General features: G+C 61.8%; 13 protein-coding genes, 1 pseudogene and 2 riboswitches. Of the genes and pseudogenes, 9 read left to right on the plus strand and 5 right to left on the minus strand.

The window, feature by feature from the left end; all coding sequences use genetic code 11:
* The 3 genes and pseudogenes from BN2476_RS22825 to BN2476_RS22835 all read left to right on the plus strand — a co-directional run.
* Nucleotides 1-470 (plus strand): annotated as a pseudogene (locus BN2476_RS22825) (amino acid:proton symporter); the annotation flags it as partial.
* A gap of 101 nt (nt 471-571) precedes the next feature.
* Nucleotides 572-637: riboswitch (Fluoride riboswitch) on the plus strand.
* Nucleotides 638-842: 205 nt separating this feature from the next.
* On the plus strand, nt 843-1,187 hold the full coding sequence (locus BN2476_RS22830; protein ID WP_235850925.1) for a DUF190 domain-containing protein: 345 nt from the start codon (nt 843-845) through the stop codon (nt 1,185-1,187).
* Nucleotides 1,188-1,380: 193 nt separating this feature from the next.
* Nucleotides 1,381-1,752 carry a DUF190 domain-containing protein gene (locus tag BN2476_RS22835; RefSeq protein ID WP_087736436.1) on the plus strand — a complete coding sequence of 124 codons (372 nt, stop codon included), beginning with the start codon at nt 1,381-1,383 and terminating at the stop codon, nt 1,750-1,752.
* 47 nt (nt 1,753-1,799) lie between these two features.
* Nucleotides 1,800-1,869: riboswitch (Fluoride riboswitch) on the plus strand.
* Nucleotides 1,870-2,195: 326 nt separating this feature from the next.
* On the opposite strand, the gene BN2476_RS22840 is transcribed toward BN2476_RS22835, so the two are convergent.
* The 3 genes from BN2476_RS22840 to BN2476_RS22850 form a co-directional block, all read right to left on the minus strand.
* Nucleotides 2,196-2,393, minus strand: a complete 198-nt coding sequence (locus tag BN2476_RS22840; RefSeq protein WP_087736466.1) for a ribbon-helix-helix protein — start codon at nt 2,391-2,393, stop codon at nt 2,196-2,198.
* A 141-nt stretch (nt 2,394-2,534) separates the two neighbouring features.
* Nucleotides 2,535-2,981: a hypothetical protein gene (locus tag BN2476_RS22845; RefSeq protein WP_173819650.1), complete on the minus strand. Its 447-nt coding sequence runs from the start codon at nt 2,979-2,981 to the stop codon at nt 2,535-2,537.
* 193 nt (nt 2,982-3,174) lie between these two features.
* Nucleotides 3,175-3,945: a YoaK family protein gene (locus BN2476_RS22850; protein ID WP_087736437.1), complete on the minus strand. Its 771-nt coding sequence runs from the start codon at nt 3,943-3,945 to the stop codon at nt 3,175-3,177.
* Nucleotides 3,946-4,396: 451 nt separating this feature from the next.
* Here BN2476_RS22850 and hyfB point away from each other — a divergent pair, with 451 nt between their 5' ends.
* Genes hyfB through BN2476_RS22880 form a run of 6 tightly spaced genes read left to right on the plus strand, consistent with a single transcriptional unit; the run spans nt 4,397 to nt 11,559 of the window.
* Nucleotides 4,397-6,406 (plus strand): hydrogenase 4 subunit B, encoded by a 2,010-nt coding sequence (hyfB, locus tag BN2476_RS22855; RefSeq protein WP_087736438.1) that lies wholly within the window; start codon nt 4,397-4,399, stop codon nt 6,404-6,406.
* The gene (locus BN2476_RS22860) at nt 6,403-7,353 is read left to right on the plus strand and encodes a respiratory chain complex I subunit 1 family protein (protein WP_087736439.1); all 951 of its coding nucleotides are present in this window, start codon (nt 6,403-6,405) and stop codon (nt 7,351-7,353) included. The genes hyfB and BN2476_RS22860 overlap by 4 nt, the downstream gene beginning before the upstream one ends.
* On the plus strand, nt 7,354-8,013 hold the full coding sequence (locus tag BN2476_RS22865) for a formate hydrogenlyase (protein ID WP_087736440.1): 660 nt from the start codon (nt 7,354-7,356) through the stop codon (nt 8,011-8,013).
* Nucleotides 8,006-9,466: a hydrogenase 4 subunit F gene (locus BN2476_RS22870; protein ID WP_087736441.1), complete on the plus strand. Its 1,461-nt coding sequence runs from the start codon at nt 8,006-8,008 to the stop codon at nt 9,464-9,466. The genes BN2476_RS22865 and BN2476_RS22870 overlap by 8 nt, the downstream gene beginning before the upstream one ends.
* A 3-nt stretch (nt 9,467-9,469) precedes the next feature.
* Entirely contained in the window at nt 9,470-11,032 is a 1,563-nt protein-coding gene (locus BN2476_RS22875) for a hydrogenase large subunit (RefSeq protein WP_087736442.1), read from the plus strand.
* Nucleotides 11,032-11,559, plus strand: a complete 528-nt coding sequence (locus BN2476_RS22880; RefSeq protein ID WP_087736443.1) for an NADH-quinone oxidoreductase subunit B family protein — start codon at nt 11,032-11,034, stop codon at nt 11,557-11,559. The genes BN2476_RS22875 and BN2476_RS22880 overlap by 1 nt, the downstream gene beginning before the upstream one ends.
* A 46-nt stretch (nt 11,560-11,605) precedes the next feature.
* On the opposite strand, the gene BN2476_RS22885 is transcribed toward BN2476_RS22880, so the two are convergent.
* Together BN2476_RS22885 and BN2476_RS22890 are read right to left on the minus strand one after the other, a co-directional pair.
* Entirely contained in the window at nt 11,606-12,592 is a 987-nt protein-coding gene (locus BN2476_RS22885; protein WP_087736468.1) for a zinc-dependent alcohol dehydrogenase family protein, read from the minus strand.
* Between the two features lie 126 nt (nt 12,593-12,718).
* Nucleotides 12,719-13,045 (minus strand): hypothetical protein, encoded by a 327-nt coding sequence (locus BN2476_RS22890; protein ID WP_087736444.1) that lies wholly within the window; start codon nt 13,043-13,045, stop codon nt 12,719-12,721.
* Between the last annotated feature and the right edge of the window lie 472 nt (nt 13,046-13,517).

The raw sequence follows: 13,517 nt of genomic DNA on the forward strand, positions 1-13,517 counted from the left end.
GCCGCTCGGCGACGGACCTGGAGCGTCCGCTGCACATTCCGGGCATGGGCGTGATCGCGCCGTTCGCGTTCGTGTGCGCGTCGCTGATCCTGTACTGGGCGAAGTGGCCGCTGACGGGCGAGATTATCCTGCTGATGATCGTCGCGCTGCCGGTGTTCTTCTACTTCCAGGCGAAGTCGGGCTTCACGGGCTTCAACCAGGACCTGAAGGCGGCATGGTGGCTGGTCGCGTATCTGCCGGGCATGGCGATCCTGTCGCTGATCGGCAGCAAGCAGTTCGGCGGGATGGGGCTGTTGCCGTATGGCTGGGACATGCTGGTCGTGATCGTGTTCTCGCTCGTGTTCTATTACTGGGGTGTGCATACGGGCTATCGCTCAGCTTATCTCGACGAGCGCGATACGATTCGCGCAAAAGAGGCCGAGTACGCGACGAGCGGTCTTTCAGGAGAAGAGTGGATGTCGGCGCGCTAATACGCTCGACGTTGCCAGCGGATCACGCATGTCGTGATCCGCTTTGCGTCTTGCTTGCGCGAAAGCGCGATCGTTTCGAGCGGAAACATTGCGTGCTAGTATCGATTGACGGAGATGGCATTCCTCCCGTAACCGCCGGTTGGCCGGCTAATGATGCCTACGGTTCCTGGGTCAGGAAGTCGTAGGTTCCTCCTTCAGCGTCCTGCTGCCCAGATTTGATCGTCTCTATTCAGGTCTGGTTCGATGTCTGCTTCTTCTGGCTTCTATCGGTCATTTTGTCGACGATCGAGTGCTCGTCGATTAGACGACGCTTGCGGAGTCACGTCTGGGGAAGGACATCTTCGGACCGTCGGTGAATCACCGGAGGTTCTCGTGACGAAGGGCAGCCAACTCACACTCTACGCATCCAACGAGAGTCATAGCAAACTGCAGTCGACGGTCGTTGAGTGGGTGCTTGATGAGATAGCAAAGGTAGGCATCCACGGTGCAACCGTGACCGAGGTCAGCGAGGGAATCGACGCCCACGGGAAGCATCACGCTGCCCGCTTTTTCGAGCTCGCCGATCAGTCTGTCGCCGTGATGGTCGCGGCGGCGGATGAGCAGATCGATACATTGCTTGCGAATCTCGACGGCGGTGGTGTTCGAATGTTTTACACCCGTTGTCCCGTTGAATTCGAAGTGCTCGGCGACCCGGACGACCCACAGACGAAGCTCTAAGCGGACGATGACGGAATCCGCAACACGCTCGCATGACGGGGTGCGGGGGCGCACTCCTGTCATCGCGTCGCATAATTCGCATGCACGCGATCGCCTGCACTAGAATGAAATGGGTCATGGTTCTGCGCGCCTGTTGTCGGAAAGGACCATGGCTTTACGGTCCGGCTGGTCCGGTCCGTCCACGGAGATTCGTATGAACGGATATCAACTGACGTTCTACACCGAGCAGAATAAGCGGCACGGTCACAGGACGGTTTCCGAGTGGCTGCTGCACGAGGTGAAGGCGCTGGGCATACGCGGCGCCACGGTCATCAGCGGCAGCGAGGGCGTTGGACATGCGGGCGCTCATCATGCCGCGCACATGCTCAAGCTCGCTGACCAGCCGGTGCAGATCATCGTTGCCGTCACCGAAGAAGAGGCACAGCGGTTGCTCGATGTGGTCCGCGCAGAGCGCGTACACGTTTTCTATACGCGTATGCCGATCGAGTTCGGGGTGCTGGGTGAAGACGACCCGCAGCATCATCCGAAGAAGTTCTCGCTGTTTCACAAGGGCGGCGCACACTAAAGCGATTGCCACTGTGCAGATGGCGACCTCTCTCCAGACTCGAAAGCGTGTCTGCCGGAGATGGCATTTCTGCCTAACCGCCGCTGCTCGTGTGCGGCTGATGATGCCTACTGGGCCCAACATGTACCGGGCCGGTAGGCATTTTATTTTGTCGGCGTCCGTCTTGATGTGATCCGGGCGTTCAATTGCCGCGAGGAGGTGAAGAAGATGGAATGCGCTGCCTGCCTCGATTGAAACAACGGCCTCGCGTATGTGCTGCGCACATCCGGTGAGCGGGAGCGAAAGATATCGAAGAGTGAACCCCTTGAAACGAGCTAGGGCGAAGACCTGTATGCGCAGATATTCAAGGAGGACAGGACCGAATCCAAAGAAAATGAAGATGCGCTATTCGAAGCCGGGAGTACATCTTCGGCCATTTGACCTTATAGCGAATAGCGCGCGGCTTATTCCGCTTTCTGCCGCGTGCGCGAGCCTATTGCGCTTCGTGTCTTCCAGGTTACGCCGTGCTGCTCGAGGTACTCCCTGATAAGCTGCCGAACTACCTGGGAGGGTGTCAGGTCCTGTGCGGCGCAGAGTTTCTCGAACGCCTCTTTCTTGACGGGGTCGATCAGGACGGTCAATCGGGCACTTTTCGTTTCCATGGCGTGAGCGGGATCAGATATGTTAATCAAATTATAATAGATCGCCCGCCTGCGTAGCATCAGGAGAATGCAACCAGCAAATAACGCGGCGTTCGTCATCGCACACATCGCCAGCCGCCGACGATCACGCGACGACCCGATTCAATGCAGTCGCCGACCGACGATGTCTGAAAAGAAACCGCGCAACTGCTCGTCCCAGGTTTCGCTGTCGAGCATCACGTCTGCCGTTCCCGCCTGCCGCATCCCGGCGTCCAGATACACGGCACGCAACGCCCGAGGCTGAACCGGCTTGCGAAAGAGCTGGCCATCACCGTCGAGAAACAGGCACGTCTTTCCCCGATACCGGGAACCGCGTACCGACATCGCATCGAACACATGGCGTGCCGACGCTTTCGGATAAACGAAGATGACGTTGATCCCCTGGGCTTCGAGACGGTCGCAGACCTCTGCGAAGCGATAGAGCATCTGAAACCCACGTTCCCCGGCCGTGCCGACGCCGACCACGATCAGGCCGTGATCGCCGGTCACATCCCGTATGAGACGACACGCATGGTCGTATGACAGCAGAACCGCGCCAGGGTCGATCACATTGAGTTCCTTGCTTTCGCACGGACTTCGCGAACCTGCGGTGCCGCACTGCCGGATGGCTTGCCGCAGCAGGTTTCCGTCCGTAGATTTCACCCGTTATCGATCAGATTTATATGTTAATGGCATGATAATACCATGTGCGTCACAAAAGACCGCGCAAACGCCCATGCGTGGCGCCCGCTCAATGGAGCGCTCATTCCGGCCTGCGGGCGGGACCCCACGTTCGCTCGCGTAGATCGTCGAGCAGCGGAATGATCGCGAGCACCGAGAGCACGCCGGCCAACGGAATGGTTGCCGCGTAGCCGACATGCTTGAAGCCCAATGCGCCCGTTACTCCCCCCGCGAAGAAACTCGCGAGCATGCTCGCATGCACCTTCAGCCGCTCCCTGTTGGCCAGAACGGGCGCGAGTGCCGGGTCGTCGCGAGACGCGTTCCAGTAACAGAGCTTGCCGAGTTCGATGCCGATGTCCGTGACGATGCCTGTCATATGGGTGGTGCGAATTTCCGCGCCCGACAGCTTGGTGATCATCGCGTTCTGCAGGCCCATGATGAAACACAGCAGCATGACGGTTGCTGGAACGAACAGGGTGTCCCACAGCGCCAGGTGGCTGCCGAGCAATCCGAAGCACAGCAGCAGCGCGGCTTCCAGCAGAAGCGGCGAAGCATATTGACTGTGCAGACGCTGGCGACGTCCCCAGTTGACGAGCACGGCCGAACACGCGGCGCCCAGCAAAAAGCAAATCAGCGAGCCGACGCCCGCTAGCACCAGTGCGAAGTTGCCGAGCACGGCGTCGTCGGCGATCGAGGAGACCACGCCGCTCATGTGCGACGTGTACTGCCTGACAGCCAGATATCCGCCTGCGTTCGCCGCGCCCGCGACGAATGCAAGCGAAAACCCGAGGCGCCTGTTTGCCGCGGTACTCCGGTCCCTTCCCGTCAATGTTCGAAAAAACTGTGCTGGCATGTGAGATCGACTGCTGTCGCCGTGTGGCGGGAACTCGTGTACGTATGGCGCGTGATCTCCCTTGCGTCGGATTTCACGCTGGCCTTGGGGTCCAAAGCATGGATCGCAGAGAAGCAGCGGCGAAGGCGGAGGGGCCGGCATGAAGCGGCGCACGTCATCGACGTTGTATGGAATCCTGCGGGCAAAGCTGATAGGATGATAACGCCATTATCATACTCTGATAACTGTATGTTCCTGACGCGGGACCGATGTTTCGAGTCCCGACATCGAGCGGAGACATCCCATGCAGTGCGGATTTGCGGCAGACGGACAGCCTGTTCAAACGGAAGGACGCGAACGAAAACGCTCGCGCCCACGGTGCACTGAAGGCTGTGCGAGAGTCGTCGATGACCCGGCGTGGACCGGCGTCATCATTGTCCGCCGCTAGGCGCACAAGAAAACACGACACGCGATGGCTTCTCCCACCATCCTTCAGGCCGTGTTGCTCGTGATTGCGGGTTGGCTTGCCATCGCGTTACTGGGGCTCGCCAGCCTGCGCCGCACGCGCGTCGTGGCACACGGGCTGTTTCCGGCAGGCGCAGTGTTCGGGGTCCTGCTGTGTGCGCTGGGACTTGCCGGCGTGTTTTCCGCTCCTCATGAAACGGTCCTGCCGCTCGGGCTGCCGGGCCTGCCGTTTCACGTGCGGCTCGATGGTCTGTCCTCGTATTTTCTTGCCGTGTTGGGCATGGTCGGCGCCGGCGTCAGCGCGTTCTCCGCTGGCTACTTTCGCAAGGGCGAAGGCACGCCCCCCGGGCTGCTCTGCTTCGAATATCACGTGTGCCTCGCGGGCCTCGCGCTCGTGCTCGTGGCTGACGACGCCTACTGCTTCATGGTTGCATGGGAAACGATGACGCTGGCGGCAACGTTTCTCGTGATGAGCAACCATCGCATCGACGAAATCCGCCGTGCCGGCTACCTGTACTTCCTGATCTCGCATGTCGGTGCGCTCGGTCTGCTGCTGTGTTTCGGCTTGCTGCAAGCGAATACGGGGGACTACACGTTTGCCGGCATGCGACAGCAGCATCTGGACACGTTCTGGGCGTCCATTGCGTTCGTTCTTGCGCTGTTCGGATTCGGCGCGAAAGCGGGCATTTTCCCGTTGCATGTCTGGTTGCCGGAGGCGCATCCGGCGGCGCCATCGCCCGTGTCGGCATTGATGAGTGGCTTTGTTCTGAAGGCAGGGCTCTACGGTATGCTGCGCACGGTGTTCGACCTGCTGCACGTGCAGATCGCGTGGTGGGGCGTGGTGCTGCTCGCACTCGGGCTTTTCACGGCGCTGTTCGGCGTCGTGTTCAGCGCGATCCAGACCGACATGAAGAGGCTGCTCGCGTACTCGTCGATCGACAACATCGGTCTGATGTTCGTCAGCATGGGCCTGGCCATTCTTTTCCGCGCATTCGACATGCCGGCGCTCTCTGCGTTGTCGCTGACCGCGCTGCTCTATCAGATCGCAAGCCACGCGGCGTTCAAGAGCCTGCTGTTCATCGCGACGGGCTCCGTCTTGCATGCAACGGGCGAACGCAATCTCGGACGCCTCGGCGGGCTGATCCGCTTCATGCCATGGACCGCCTGGGTCGCGTTGCTGGGCGCGCTAGCGAGCGCGGGCCTGCCACCGTTGAGCGGATTCGTCTCTGAATGGCTGCTGTTGCAGAGCTTCCTGTTCACGCCGGAATTGCCCAACTCCTTCCTGAACATGATCGTTCCGCTCGTCGCGGCGCTGATCGCACTCGTTGCCGCGCTTGCCGGCTATACGATGGTCAAGTTCTTCGGGATCATTTTTCTCGGGCAGCCACGCGAAGCAAAACTGAGTGAGGCACGCGACGCGAGCCTGTGGGAGCGCGCGGGCTTCGTGTGGCTCGCGACAATGTGCGTGTTGCTCGGGCTGTTGCCCGTGCAGTTCGTGGCAGTGCTCGATCGCGTGACGCACGCGTTGATCGGAGCGGGCATTGGCCAGACGGTTGCGCGTAACGGTTGGCTGCTGCTCGCGCCCGTCAATATCGAACGCGCGAGCTACATGCCCGTCGCTTTTCTGCTGTTCCTCCTTGCGTTCTGCGCGCTTGTCTGGATTCTCGTGCGCCGCTTCTATCACGGGCGGCTGCGTCGCGCGATTCCGTGGGCATGCGGCCATCCGTTCGTGAACGCGCGCATGCAGGACACGGCCGAAGGTTTCGGACAGCCGATCCGCGAAATCTTTGCGCCGCTCTTCAGGATCGAACGGCAGTTGCCTTCGCCTTTCGATGCACGTCCCGTGTATCGCGTGGCCGTAACGGACCGCGCGTGGGCGCTGATCTACCAGCCGATCGAACGCATCGTCGCGCGTATCGCGGCGCTGGCGGGATTGCTTCAGACCGGCCGCATCGCCGTGTATCTGATGTACAGCTTCCTTGTGCTCATTGTCCTGCTGATCCTGGTGCGACGATGATGACGCCCTCAGGACTGCTCTCGCAGATGCTCGAAATCGTGCTGGCGCTGGCGGCCGCTCCGCTGTTGTCCGGCTGGATCAACATGTGCCGTGCGTGGCTGCAGAACCGGCGCGCGCCTTCCATCTGGCAACCGTACCGGACGCTGCACAAGCTGTTCAACAAGGAATCCGTCGTCGCGCATCATGCGAGTCCCGTGTTTCGCGGCGCGCCGTATGTGATCTGCGCGTGCATGACGCTCGCGTGTGCAATCGTGCCGACGCTGTCGACGGAACTGCCGCTGTCGCCTGCCGCCGATGCAATCGCGCTCGTTGGGCTTTTCGCGCTGGCACGCGTCGCGATCTCGCTGGCGGCGATGGATGTCGGCACCGCATTCGGCACGCTCGGCGCGCGCCGCGAAATGCTGGTCGGCTTTCTCGCAGAGCCGGCCTTGCTGATGGTGCTGTTCTCCGCATCGCTGATCACGCACTCCACATTGCTCACGCACATCGTCGGCACGTTGAGTCATCAGGAACTCGCGATTTATCCGAGCCTCGCGTTCGCGGGCATTGCGTTCACGATGGTGTCGCTCGCAGAGAACGCACGGCTGCCCGTCGACAACCCGACGACGCACCTCGAACTGACGATGATCCACGAGGCGTTGATTCTCGAGTATTCGGGCCGGCATCTCGCGCTGATGGAGTTGGCCGCGAGCCTGAAGCTGTTTGCGTATTCGTGCATCGGGCTTGCGCTCTTCGTGCCGTGGGGCATTGCCGAGGCCGGCAATCCCGTTGCGTTGCTGCTCGCGATTCCGGCGCTGTTCGTCAAGCTGCTGGTCGGCGGCGCGGCGCTCGCGGTCGTGGAGACCACGAACGCGAAGATGCGCATCTTCCGTGTGCCGGAGTTTCTCGCCACAGCGTTCCTGCTCGCTGTGATCGGCATGCTTGTGCATTTTCTGCTGGGGGCGTGAATGCACGGTCTCGCGACGCAGATCATCAACCTGCTGGCCGCCGTTCTGCTGATGGTGTCGTTCGCGATGCTCAGCCAGCGGCGAATCCTCTCGCTGATCCACCTCTACACGCTCCAGGGCATCGCACTCGTCTCGGCGAACCTCGTGCTCGGCTTCGTCACGGACGACGTTCACCTCTACATTTCCGGGCTGCTGACGCTCGTGCTGAAGGTCGGCGTGATTCCGTGGATTCTCTACAGGCTGGTGCAGCGCCTCAACGTGAAAACAGATGTCGAGACGCTGCTCAACATTCCGACGACGCTGCTGATCGGCATCGTGCTCGTGATTGTCGCGTTCAACGTCGCGACGCCGATCAGCCAGCTCGCGTCGTCCGTTGCGCGCGGCACGCTCGGCATCGCGCTCGCGTGCGTGCTGCTGTCGTTCATGATGATGATCACGCGCTCGAAGGCGATACCGCAGGTGATCGGCTTTCTTTCGATGGAGAACGGTCTGTTCTTCGCCGCAGCAGCGGCGACCAACGGCATGCCGATGATCGTCGAGCTCGGCATCGGGCTCGATGTGCTGGTCGGCATTCTGATTCTCGGCGTATTCATGTTCCAGATTCGCGAGCAGTTCGACAGCCTCGACATCCATCACCTGGAAAAGCTCAAAGATGACTGAAGCCTGGGTTCTGCTGCTCGTATTCGCGATTCCATTGTGCGCGGGAGCCTGTCTCGCGCTCGTTGGGCAGCATGCCGTGGCGCCGGATCTCAACGTCGGATTCAGCTTTCTCACCTTCATCGCCGCAATGGGGCTCGCTGAGCAAACGGTCGCGCACGGGCCCGCGTTCGCGCTCGGCAAGCTCTTCTTCGTCGATCCGCTCAATGTTTTTCTCGTTGCACTGACGGCATTCGTCGGCTGGACGACGTCGATCTTTTCGAGGCCGTACATGCGGATCGAACAGAGCCGCGGCAAGATGACGGGCGCGCGCATGCGCCTCTATCACAGCATGTATCAGCTGTTCGTGTTTGCGATGCTGCTGGCGCTGCTGACCAACAACGTCGGCATCTTGTGGGTCGCGATGGAAGCCGCCACGCTCGCCACCGTGCTGCTCGTCAGCGTCTATCGCACGGCGGCGAGTCTCGAAGCGGCGTGGAAATATTTCATCCTGTGTGGCGTCGGAATTGCGCAGGCGCTGTTCGGCACGATCCTGCTCTATCTCGCCGCGAGCCGGCATCTGAGCGGCGGCGACGCATTGCTGTGGAGCAGCCTGAACGCGGTCAAGGGCCAACTCGACCCGACGATCATGTCGCTGGCGTTCGTGTTCCTGCTGATCGGCTACGGCACGAAAGTCGGCCTCGTGCCGATGCACAACTGGCTGCCGGACGCGCACGCCGAAGGCCCGACGCCGATTTCCGCCGTGCTCTCCGGCCTGCTGCTCAACGTCGCGCTGTATGCGGTGCTCCGCTGCAAGGTGCTCACCGACGGCGCGCTTCAGAACGGTCTGCCGGGCCGGCTGCTGATCGGATTCGGACTGGTGTCGGTGCTGGTCGCAACGTTTTCGCTGCTGCGCCAGAAAGACGTCAAGCGTCTGTTCTCGTATTCGTCGATCGAGCACATGGGCCTGATGACTTTCGCGTTCGGGCTCGGCGGGCCTACCGCGACGTTCGCGGGTCTGCTGCACATGACGGTTCATTCGCTCGTCAAGTCGGCGATCTTCTTCGCTGTCGGGCACGCGGCACAAAAGGCGCGCACGCAGGTGATCGACGACATACGCGGACTGTTGCGCGTGAGCCCGACCGTCGGCTGGGGCATGATGCTCGGCGCACTGGCGATCCTCGGCATGCCGCCGTTCGGTGTGTTCGCGAGCGAGTTTCTGATCCTGACGACGGCAATCAGCGAACTGCCATGGGCGACGCCGTTTCTGCTGCTCGCGCTTGCGGTGGCGTTCGCGATCATCTTCGCGCGCGTGCAGCACATGGTGTTCGGCAAGACCACGGCGACGGCGCTCGAGCATCCGCCGGCGCTGCTTCCCGTGTTCGTTCACCTGGGCCTTGGTCTGATGCTTGGGCTTTACATTCCGCCTTACCTTGCGACGTGGTATCGGCAGGCGGCGGCGATGCTCGCGGGGTGACGCATGCGAATCGACGCACTCGGGCTTTCTGATGTCGTGCGACTGTCGATGTTCACCGGCAAGGCTTCGGCCTTTCTGGCGCACGTCGATTCCGCGACGTGGGTTCGCATTGCCGGCACGGTTCGGGAGCATGACGGGCGCCTGATCTCGCTATGGGGTAAGGAAGCAGCGACAGGCGCGTTCGTCGTTTCTGCTGCTTACGCGCTGGAAGATGGTCTGCTGTGGTTGCAATTGCCCGTCGCGCGAGACGATGACAGAGACGCCGGTTATCCGGACCTGTCCAGCATCTTTCCGTGTGCATCGCGGATGCAGCGCGCCGTCTACGATCTGCTCGGCCTGCGTGCGACGGGCGCGGCCGACACGCGGCCCTGGCTGAACCACGGCAACTGGCCCGCCGATTACTTTCCGCTTCAGAAGCTGTCGTCCGGATACGAGCGCTTCGAGTCGCAAGAAGCGGACTATCCGTTCGTGCCCGTTGCCGGCGACGGCGTTCACGAGATAGCGGTCGGGCCGATTCACGCGGGCACTATCGAGCCGGGACACTTTCGCTTTTCGGTCGTCGGAGAAAAGGTGTTGCGGCTGGAGGAGCGGCTGGGCTACGCGCATCGGGGCATCGAGCGGCTGTTCGAGCAGACGCCCGTGCTGCTCGGGCAGCGGCTTGCCGGGCGCATTGCCGGCGACACGACAGTCGCTTTTTCGTGGGCGTATTGCATGGCCGTCGAGCGCGCATGGAACGTCTTCGTTCCGCCGCGCGCGCAGTGGCTGAGAGCGCTATTGCTCGAACGCGAGCGCGTTGCCAATCACCTGGGCGATCTGGGCGCGCTCGGCAACGATGCAGGGTTCGCATTCGGTCTCGCGCAGTTTTCCCGAATGAAGGAAGACTGGCTGCGCCTGAACAATCGGGTGTTCGGTCATCGTTATCTGATGGATCAGATAGTGCCCGGAGGCGTCGCGTGCGACGTGGCCGCGGATTACATCGCGGCCCTTGCGGACCAGTGCGAACAGATTGAAGCCGAAGTCCGCGTGATGCAGCGCATCTACGACGACCAGTCGGGCTTGCAGGACCGCTTTGCAGGCGCGGGCATGCTCGCCGCGAAGGTGGCGACGCATTTCAGCGTGTGCGGTCTTGCGGCGCGGGCAAGCGGGCTGCGTATCGATGTGCGCGCCGATCATCCGTATGCGCCGTATCACGAAGTCGAGGCGCAAATCGTCACCGACAATCGATGCGACGTGGCCGCGCGCGTCGCTGTGCGCTTCAACGAGGTGTACGAGTCGCTGCGGTTGATTTGCGCGTTTCTCGATGGCTTGCCTGAGGGCGACATTGCAGAATCAGTGGGCGCCAGGCAGCCGCCGTCTTGCGGCGTTGGCTGGGTCGAAGGCTGGCGCGGCGATGTGTTCGTTGCGATCGAGACGGGCGAAAACGGGACGATCTCACGCTGTCATTGCCATGATCCATCGTGGCAGAACTGGCCGGCGCTGGAGCACGCGATCATCGGCAACATCGTTCCGGATTTCCCGTTGATCAACAAGTCGTTCAATCTGAACTACGCGGGGCACGATCTCTAATGTGGCAACTTATCAAGCAGATCGCACGGACCGACATTCCGTCCCAGCGCATTCCCACGGACAACGACGCGTGGAGAACCGAGCATCAGCAACTCCAGGCGCAAATTCTCGATGTGCTCGGCCGCGCGCTGTGCATTCGACAGATCGACGCGGGTTCGTGCAATGGATGCGAGCTAGAAATCCATGCGCTGAACAACCCGTACTACAACATCGAGGGGCTCGGCATCAAATTCGTCGCGAGTCCTCGGCATGCGGACATGCTGCTCGTCACGGGGCCGCTGTCGCTGAACATGAAGGAAGCGGTGCGCCGCGCGTGGGAGGCCACACCCCATCCGAAGCTCGTGGTCGCCGCCGGCGATTGCGCGTGCACGGGTGGCATCTTCCGCGGCAGTTACGCGGTATCCGGACCGCTATCGAATCTTCTTCCCGTGGATGTCACCGTACCGGGCTGTCCGCCGCCACCCGTCGATCTGCTTCGAGGCATTCTCACCGCGCTTCGTGCGAGAGGGGACAAGTCCGCACCGTAAGCGGCCCATTGTCCGTGTTCCGGGCTCGATCAGTTTTCACGTTTCGCTAGCGCACGATAAGCACGGCCGCGCCTGACACCTGGCCGCTGCGCAGATCGTCGAGCGCGCGGTTCGCTTCGGCGAGCGGGTAGCGCGTGACTTCGATATCGAGCTGCGTTTCGCCGGCGATTTTCATGAACGCCGCGCCATCGGCTCGCGTCAGATTCGCCACCGACACCACGCGGCGCTCGCCCCACAGGAACGCATACGGGAACGCGGGGATGTCGCTCATGTGGATGCCGCCGCACACCACGATGCCACCCTTGACGACGGCCTTCAACGCGGCCGGCACGAGTGCGCCGACGGGAGCGAAGATCAACGCGGCATCGAGAGGATCGGGCGCGGCGTCGTCGCTGCCGCCAGCCCAAACGGCGCCGAGTCTGCGCGCGAGCTGCTGTGCGGTGCTGTCGCCGGGGCGCGTGAACGCGTACACGCTGCGGCCCTGATGACGCGCAACCTGCGCGACGATATGCGCTGCCGCGCCGAATCCGTAGATGCCGACGCGCTGCGCGTCGCCCGCCATGCTGAGCGTCCGGTAGCCGATGAGCCCGGCGCAAAGGAGCGGCGCGGCTCGCGCGTCGTCGTAGTTCGCGGGCAGGTGCAGGCAGTAGCGGCTATCGGCGATGACCTGTTCGGCGTAGCCGCCGTCGATCGTATAGCCGGTGAACGCGGGCGCATCGCAGAGGTTTTCACGGCCGTCCGCGCAGTACGGACAGATGCCGCATGTCTTGCCAAGCCACGGCACGCCGACGCGGTCGCCGATTTCGAACGCGGTCACGTCCGCGCCGCGCGCCGCGACTTTGCCGACGATTTCATGGCCCGGAATCACGGGACGCTTCGGCTCGCTCAACTCGCCATCGACGACATGCAGGTCCGTTCTGCACACGCCGCACGCGTGAACATCGATCAGCAGTTCGCCCGCCGCGGGCGCGCGGTCAGGCAGATCGCGTTCCGCGAGCCGCGGACTCGAACCGTCGAAAACCATGCCGCGCATGATCAGTCCTCCTCGCACCAAGCGGGCGGTGGCCGCTATCGATTGAATCGCGCAGCCGCGTGATGCGGCCCGTCGATTTCCATGTGCAAGATGAATGTTAGCGCGCTGTTGCGACGTCCGTTTGCGTCAATGCGTGCCGGAGGCTGCGTTGTGATCCGGCAGCCGTTTCTCGCGCCCTTGCGTTGCGTGCTCGGGCGCGGCGATGGGCGCGAGCCACGGTTGCCAGGCGCGCATCCACATTGCCCACATCGACATGGGAGACATCGACATGGGAGACATGAGGGGCGACATCAGCGAAAAGAGGCTGGGTTGCAAGAACCACTGCGCGGCCGCTTCGACGGTCGGCACGGCCGTGATGTGAATGGCGATGCTTTCTGCGCCAAGATCGGGCAACTTGCGCCGTGTGATTTCCACATCGACGGTCGGCAAATGGGCAGTCAGTTTCGTTTCCATGCTCAACCTCGCATTGATCGGTGAGGCCGCGAGTGCGGGCGTTTGTCGGCGGATAGCTACATTCTCCGGTCATCAGTTTAGCGAAGGCTTCGTGTGGTGTCTTCCCGTCACTTCCTCTTCGTTCAAATGCGACGGTGCTGCATGAAAAATGGAACCGTCCAAAAGAGATTGGCGATCCGAACTAATGATCGTTCTATTCGTTGTCGCCATGCGTGGCGATGAACATCGCACCATGAAAAATGAAAAAGAGTGCACGGCTCGCACGACCTGAAGGTAAAGCGCGCCGATGTCGCGGATTTGTCGGAAGTAGGTCCGCATATCGCATCGGCGGTTATTGCATTGCGGCAACAATCACGCGCACCCAAAGCACGCGCTACGTGTAAATCGACAAAAAGTTCGCACCTTATGCCTGCTTCGACGGTCAAAGAAGAAGGCTGTCCGGACTCGCTTCCTCGGCAGCCGGGCACGCCCG

Source organism: Paraburkholderia piptadeniae, from assembly GCF_900007165.1.
Classification (GTDB): domain Bacteria; phylum Pseudomonadota; class Gammaproteobacteria; order Burkholderiales; family Burkholderiaceae; genus Paraburkholderia; species Paraburkholderia piptadeniae.

Coding starts and splice junctions, on each gene's coding strand:
- BN2476_RS22880 (WP_087736443.1), top strand. CDS start 11,032: ATGTGGCAACTTATCAAGCAGATCGCACGGACCGACATTCCGTCCCAG.
- BN2476_RS22840 (WP_087736466.1), bottom strand. CDS start 2,393: ATGGAAACGAAAAGTGCCCGATTGACCGTCCTGATCGACCCCGTCAAG.
- BN2476_RS22860 (WP_087736439.1), top strand. CDS start 6,403: ATGATGACGCCCTCAGGACTGCTCTCGCAGATGCTCGAAATCGTGCTG.
- BN2476_RS22865 (WP_087736440.1), top strand. CDS start 7,354: ATGCACGGTCTCGCGACGCAGATCATCAACCTGCTGGCCGCCGTTCTG.
- BN2476_RS22835 (WP_087736436.1), top strand. CDS start 1,381: ATGAACGGATATCAACTGACGTTCTACACCGAGCAGAATAAGCGGCAC.
- BN2476_RS22890 (WP_087736444.1), bottom strand. CDS start 13,045: ATGGAAACGAAACTGACTGCCCATTTGCCGACCGTCGATGTGGAAATC.
- BN2476_RS22875 (WP_087736442.1), top strand. CDS start 9,470: ATGCGAATCGACGCACTCGGGCTTTCTGATGTCGTGCGACTGTCGATG.
- BN2476_RS22870 (WP_087736441.1), top strand. CDS start 8,006: ATGACTGAAGCCTGGGTTCTGCTGCTCGTATTCGCGATTCCATTGTGC.
- BN2476_RS22885 (WP_087736468.1), bottom strand. CDS start 12,592: ATGCGCGGCATGGTTTTCGACGGTTCGAGTCCGCGGCTCGCGGAACGC.
- BN2476_RS22850 (WP_087736437.1), bottom strand. CDS start 3,945: ATGCCAGCACAGTTTTTTCGAACATTGACGGGAAGGGACCGGAGTACC.
- hyfB (WP_087736438.1), top strand. CDS start 4,397: ATGGCTTCTCCCACCATCCTTCAGGCCGTGTTGCTCGTGATTGCGGGT.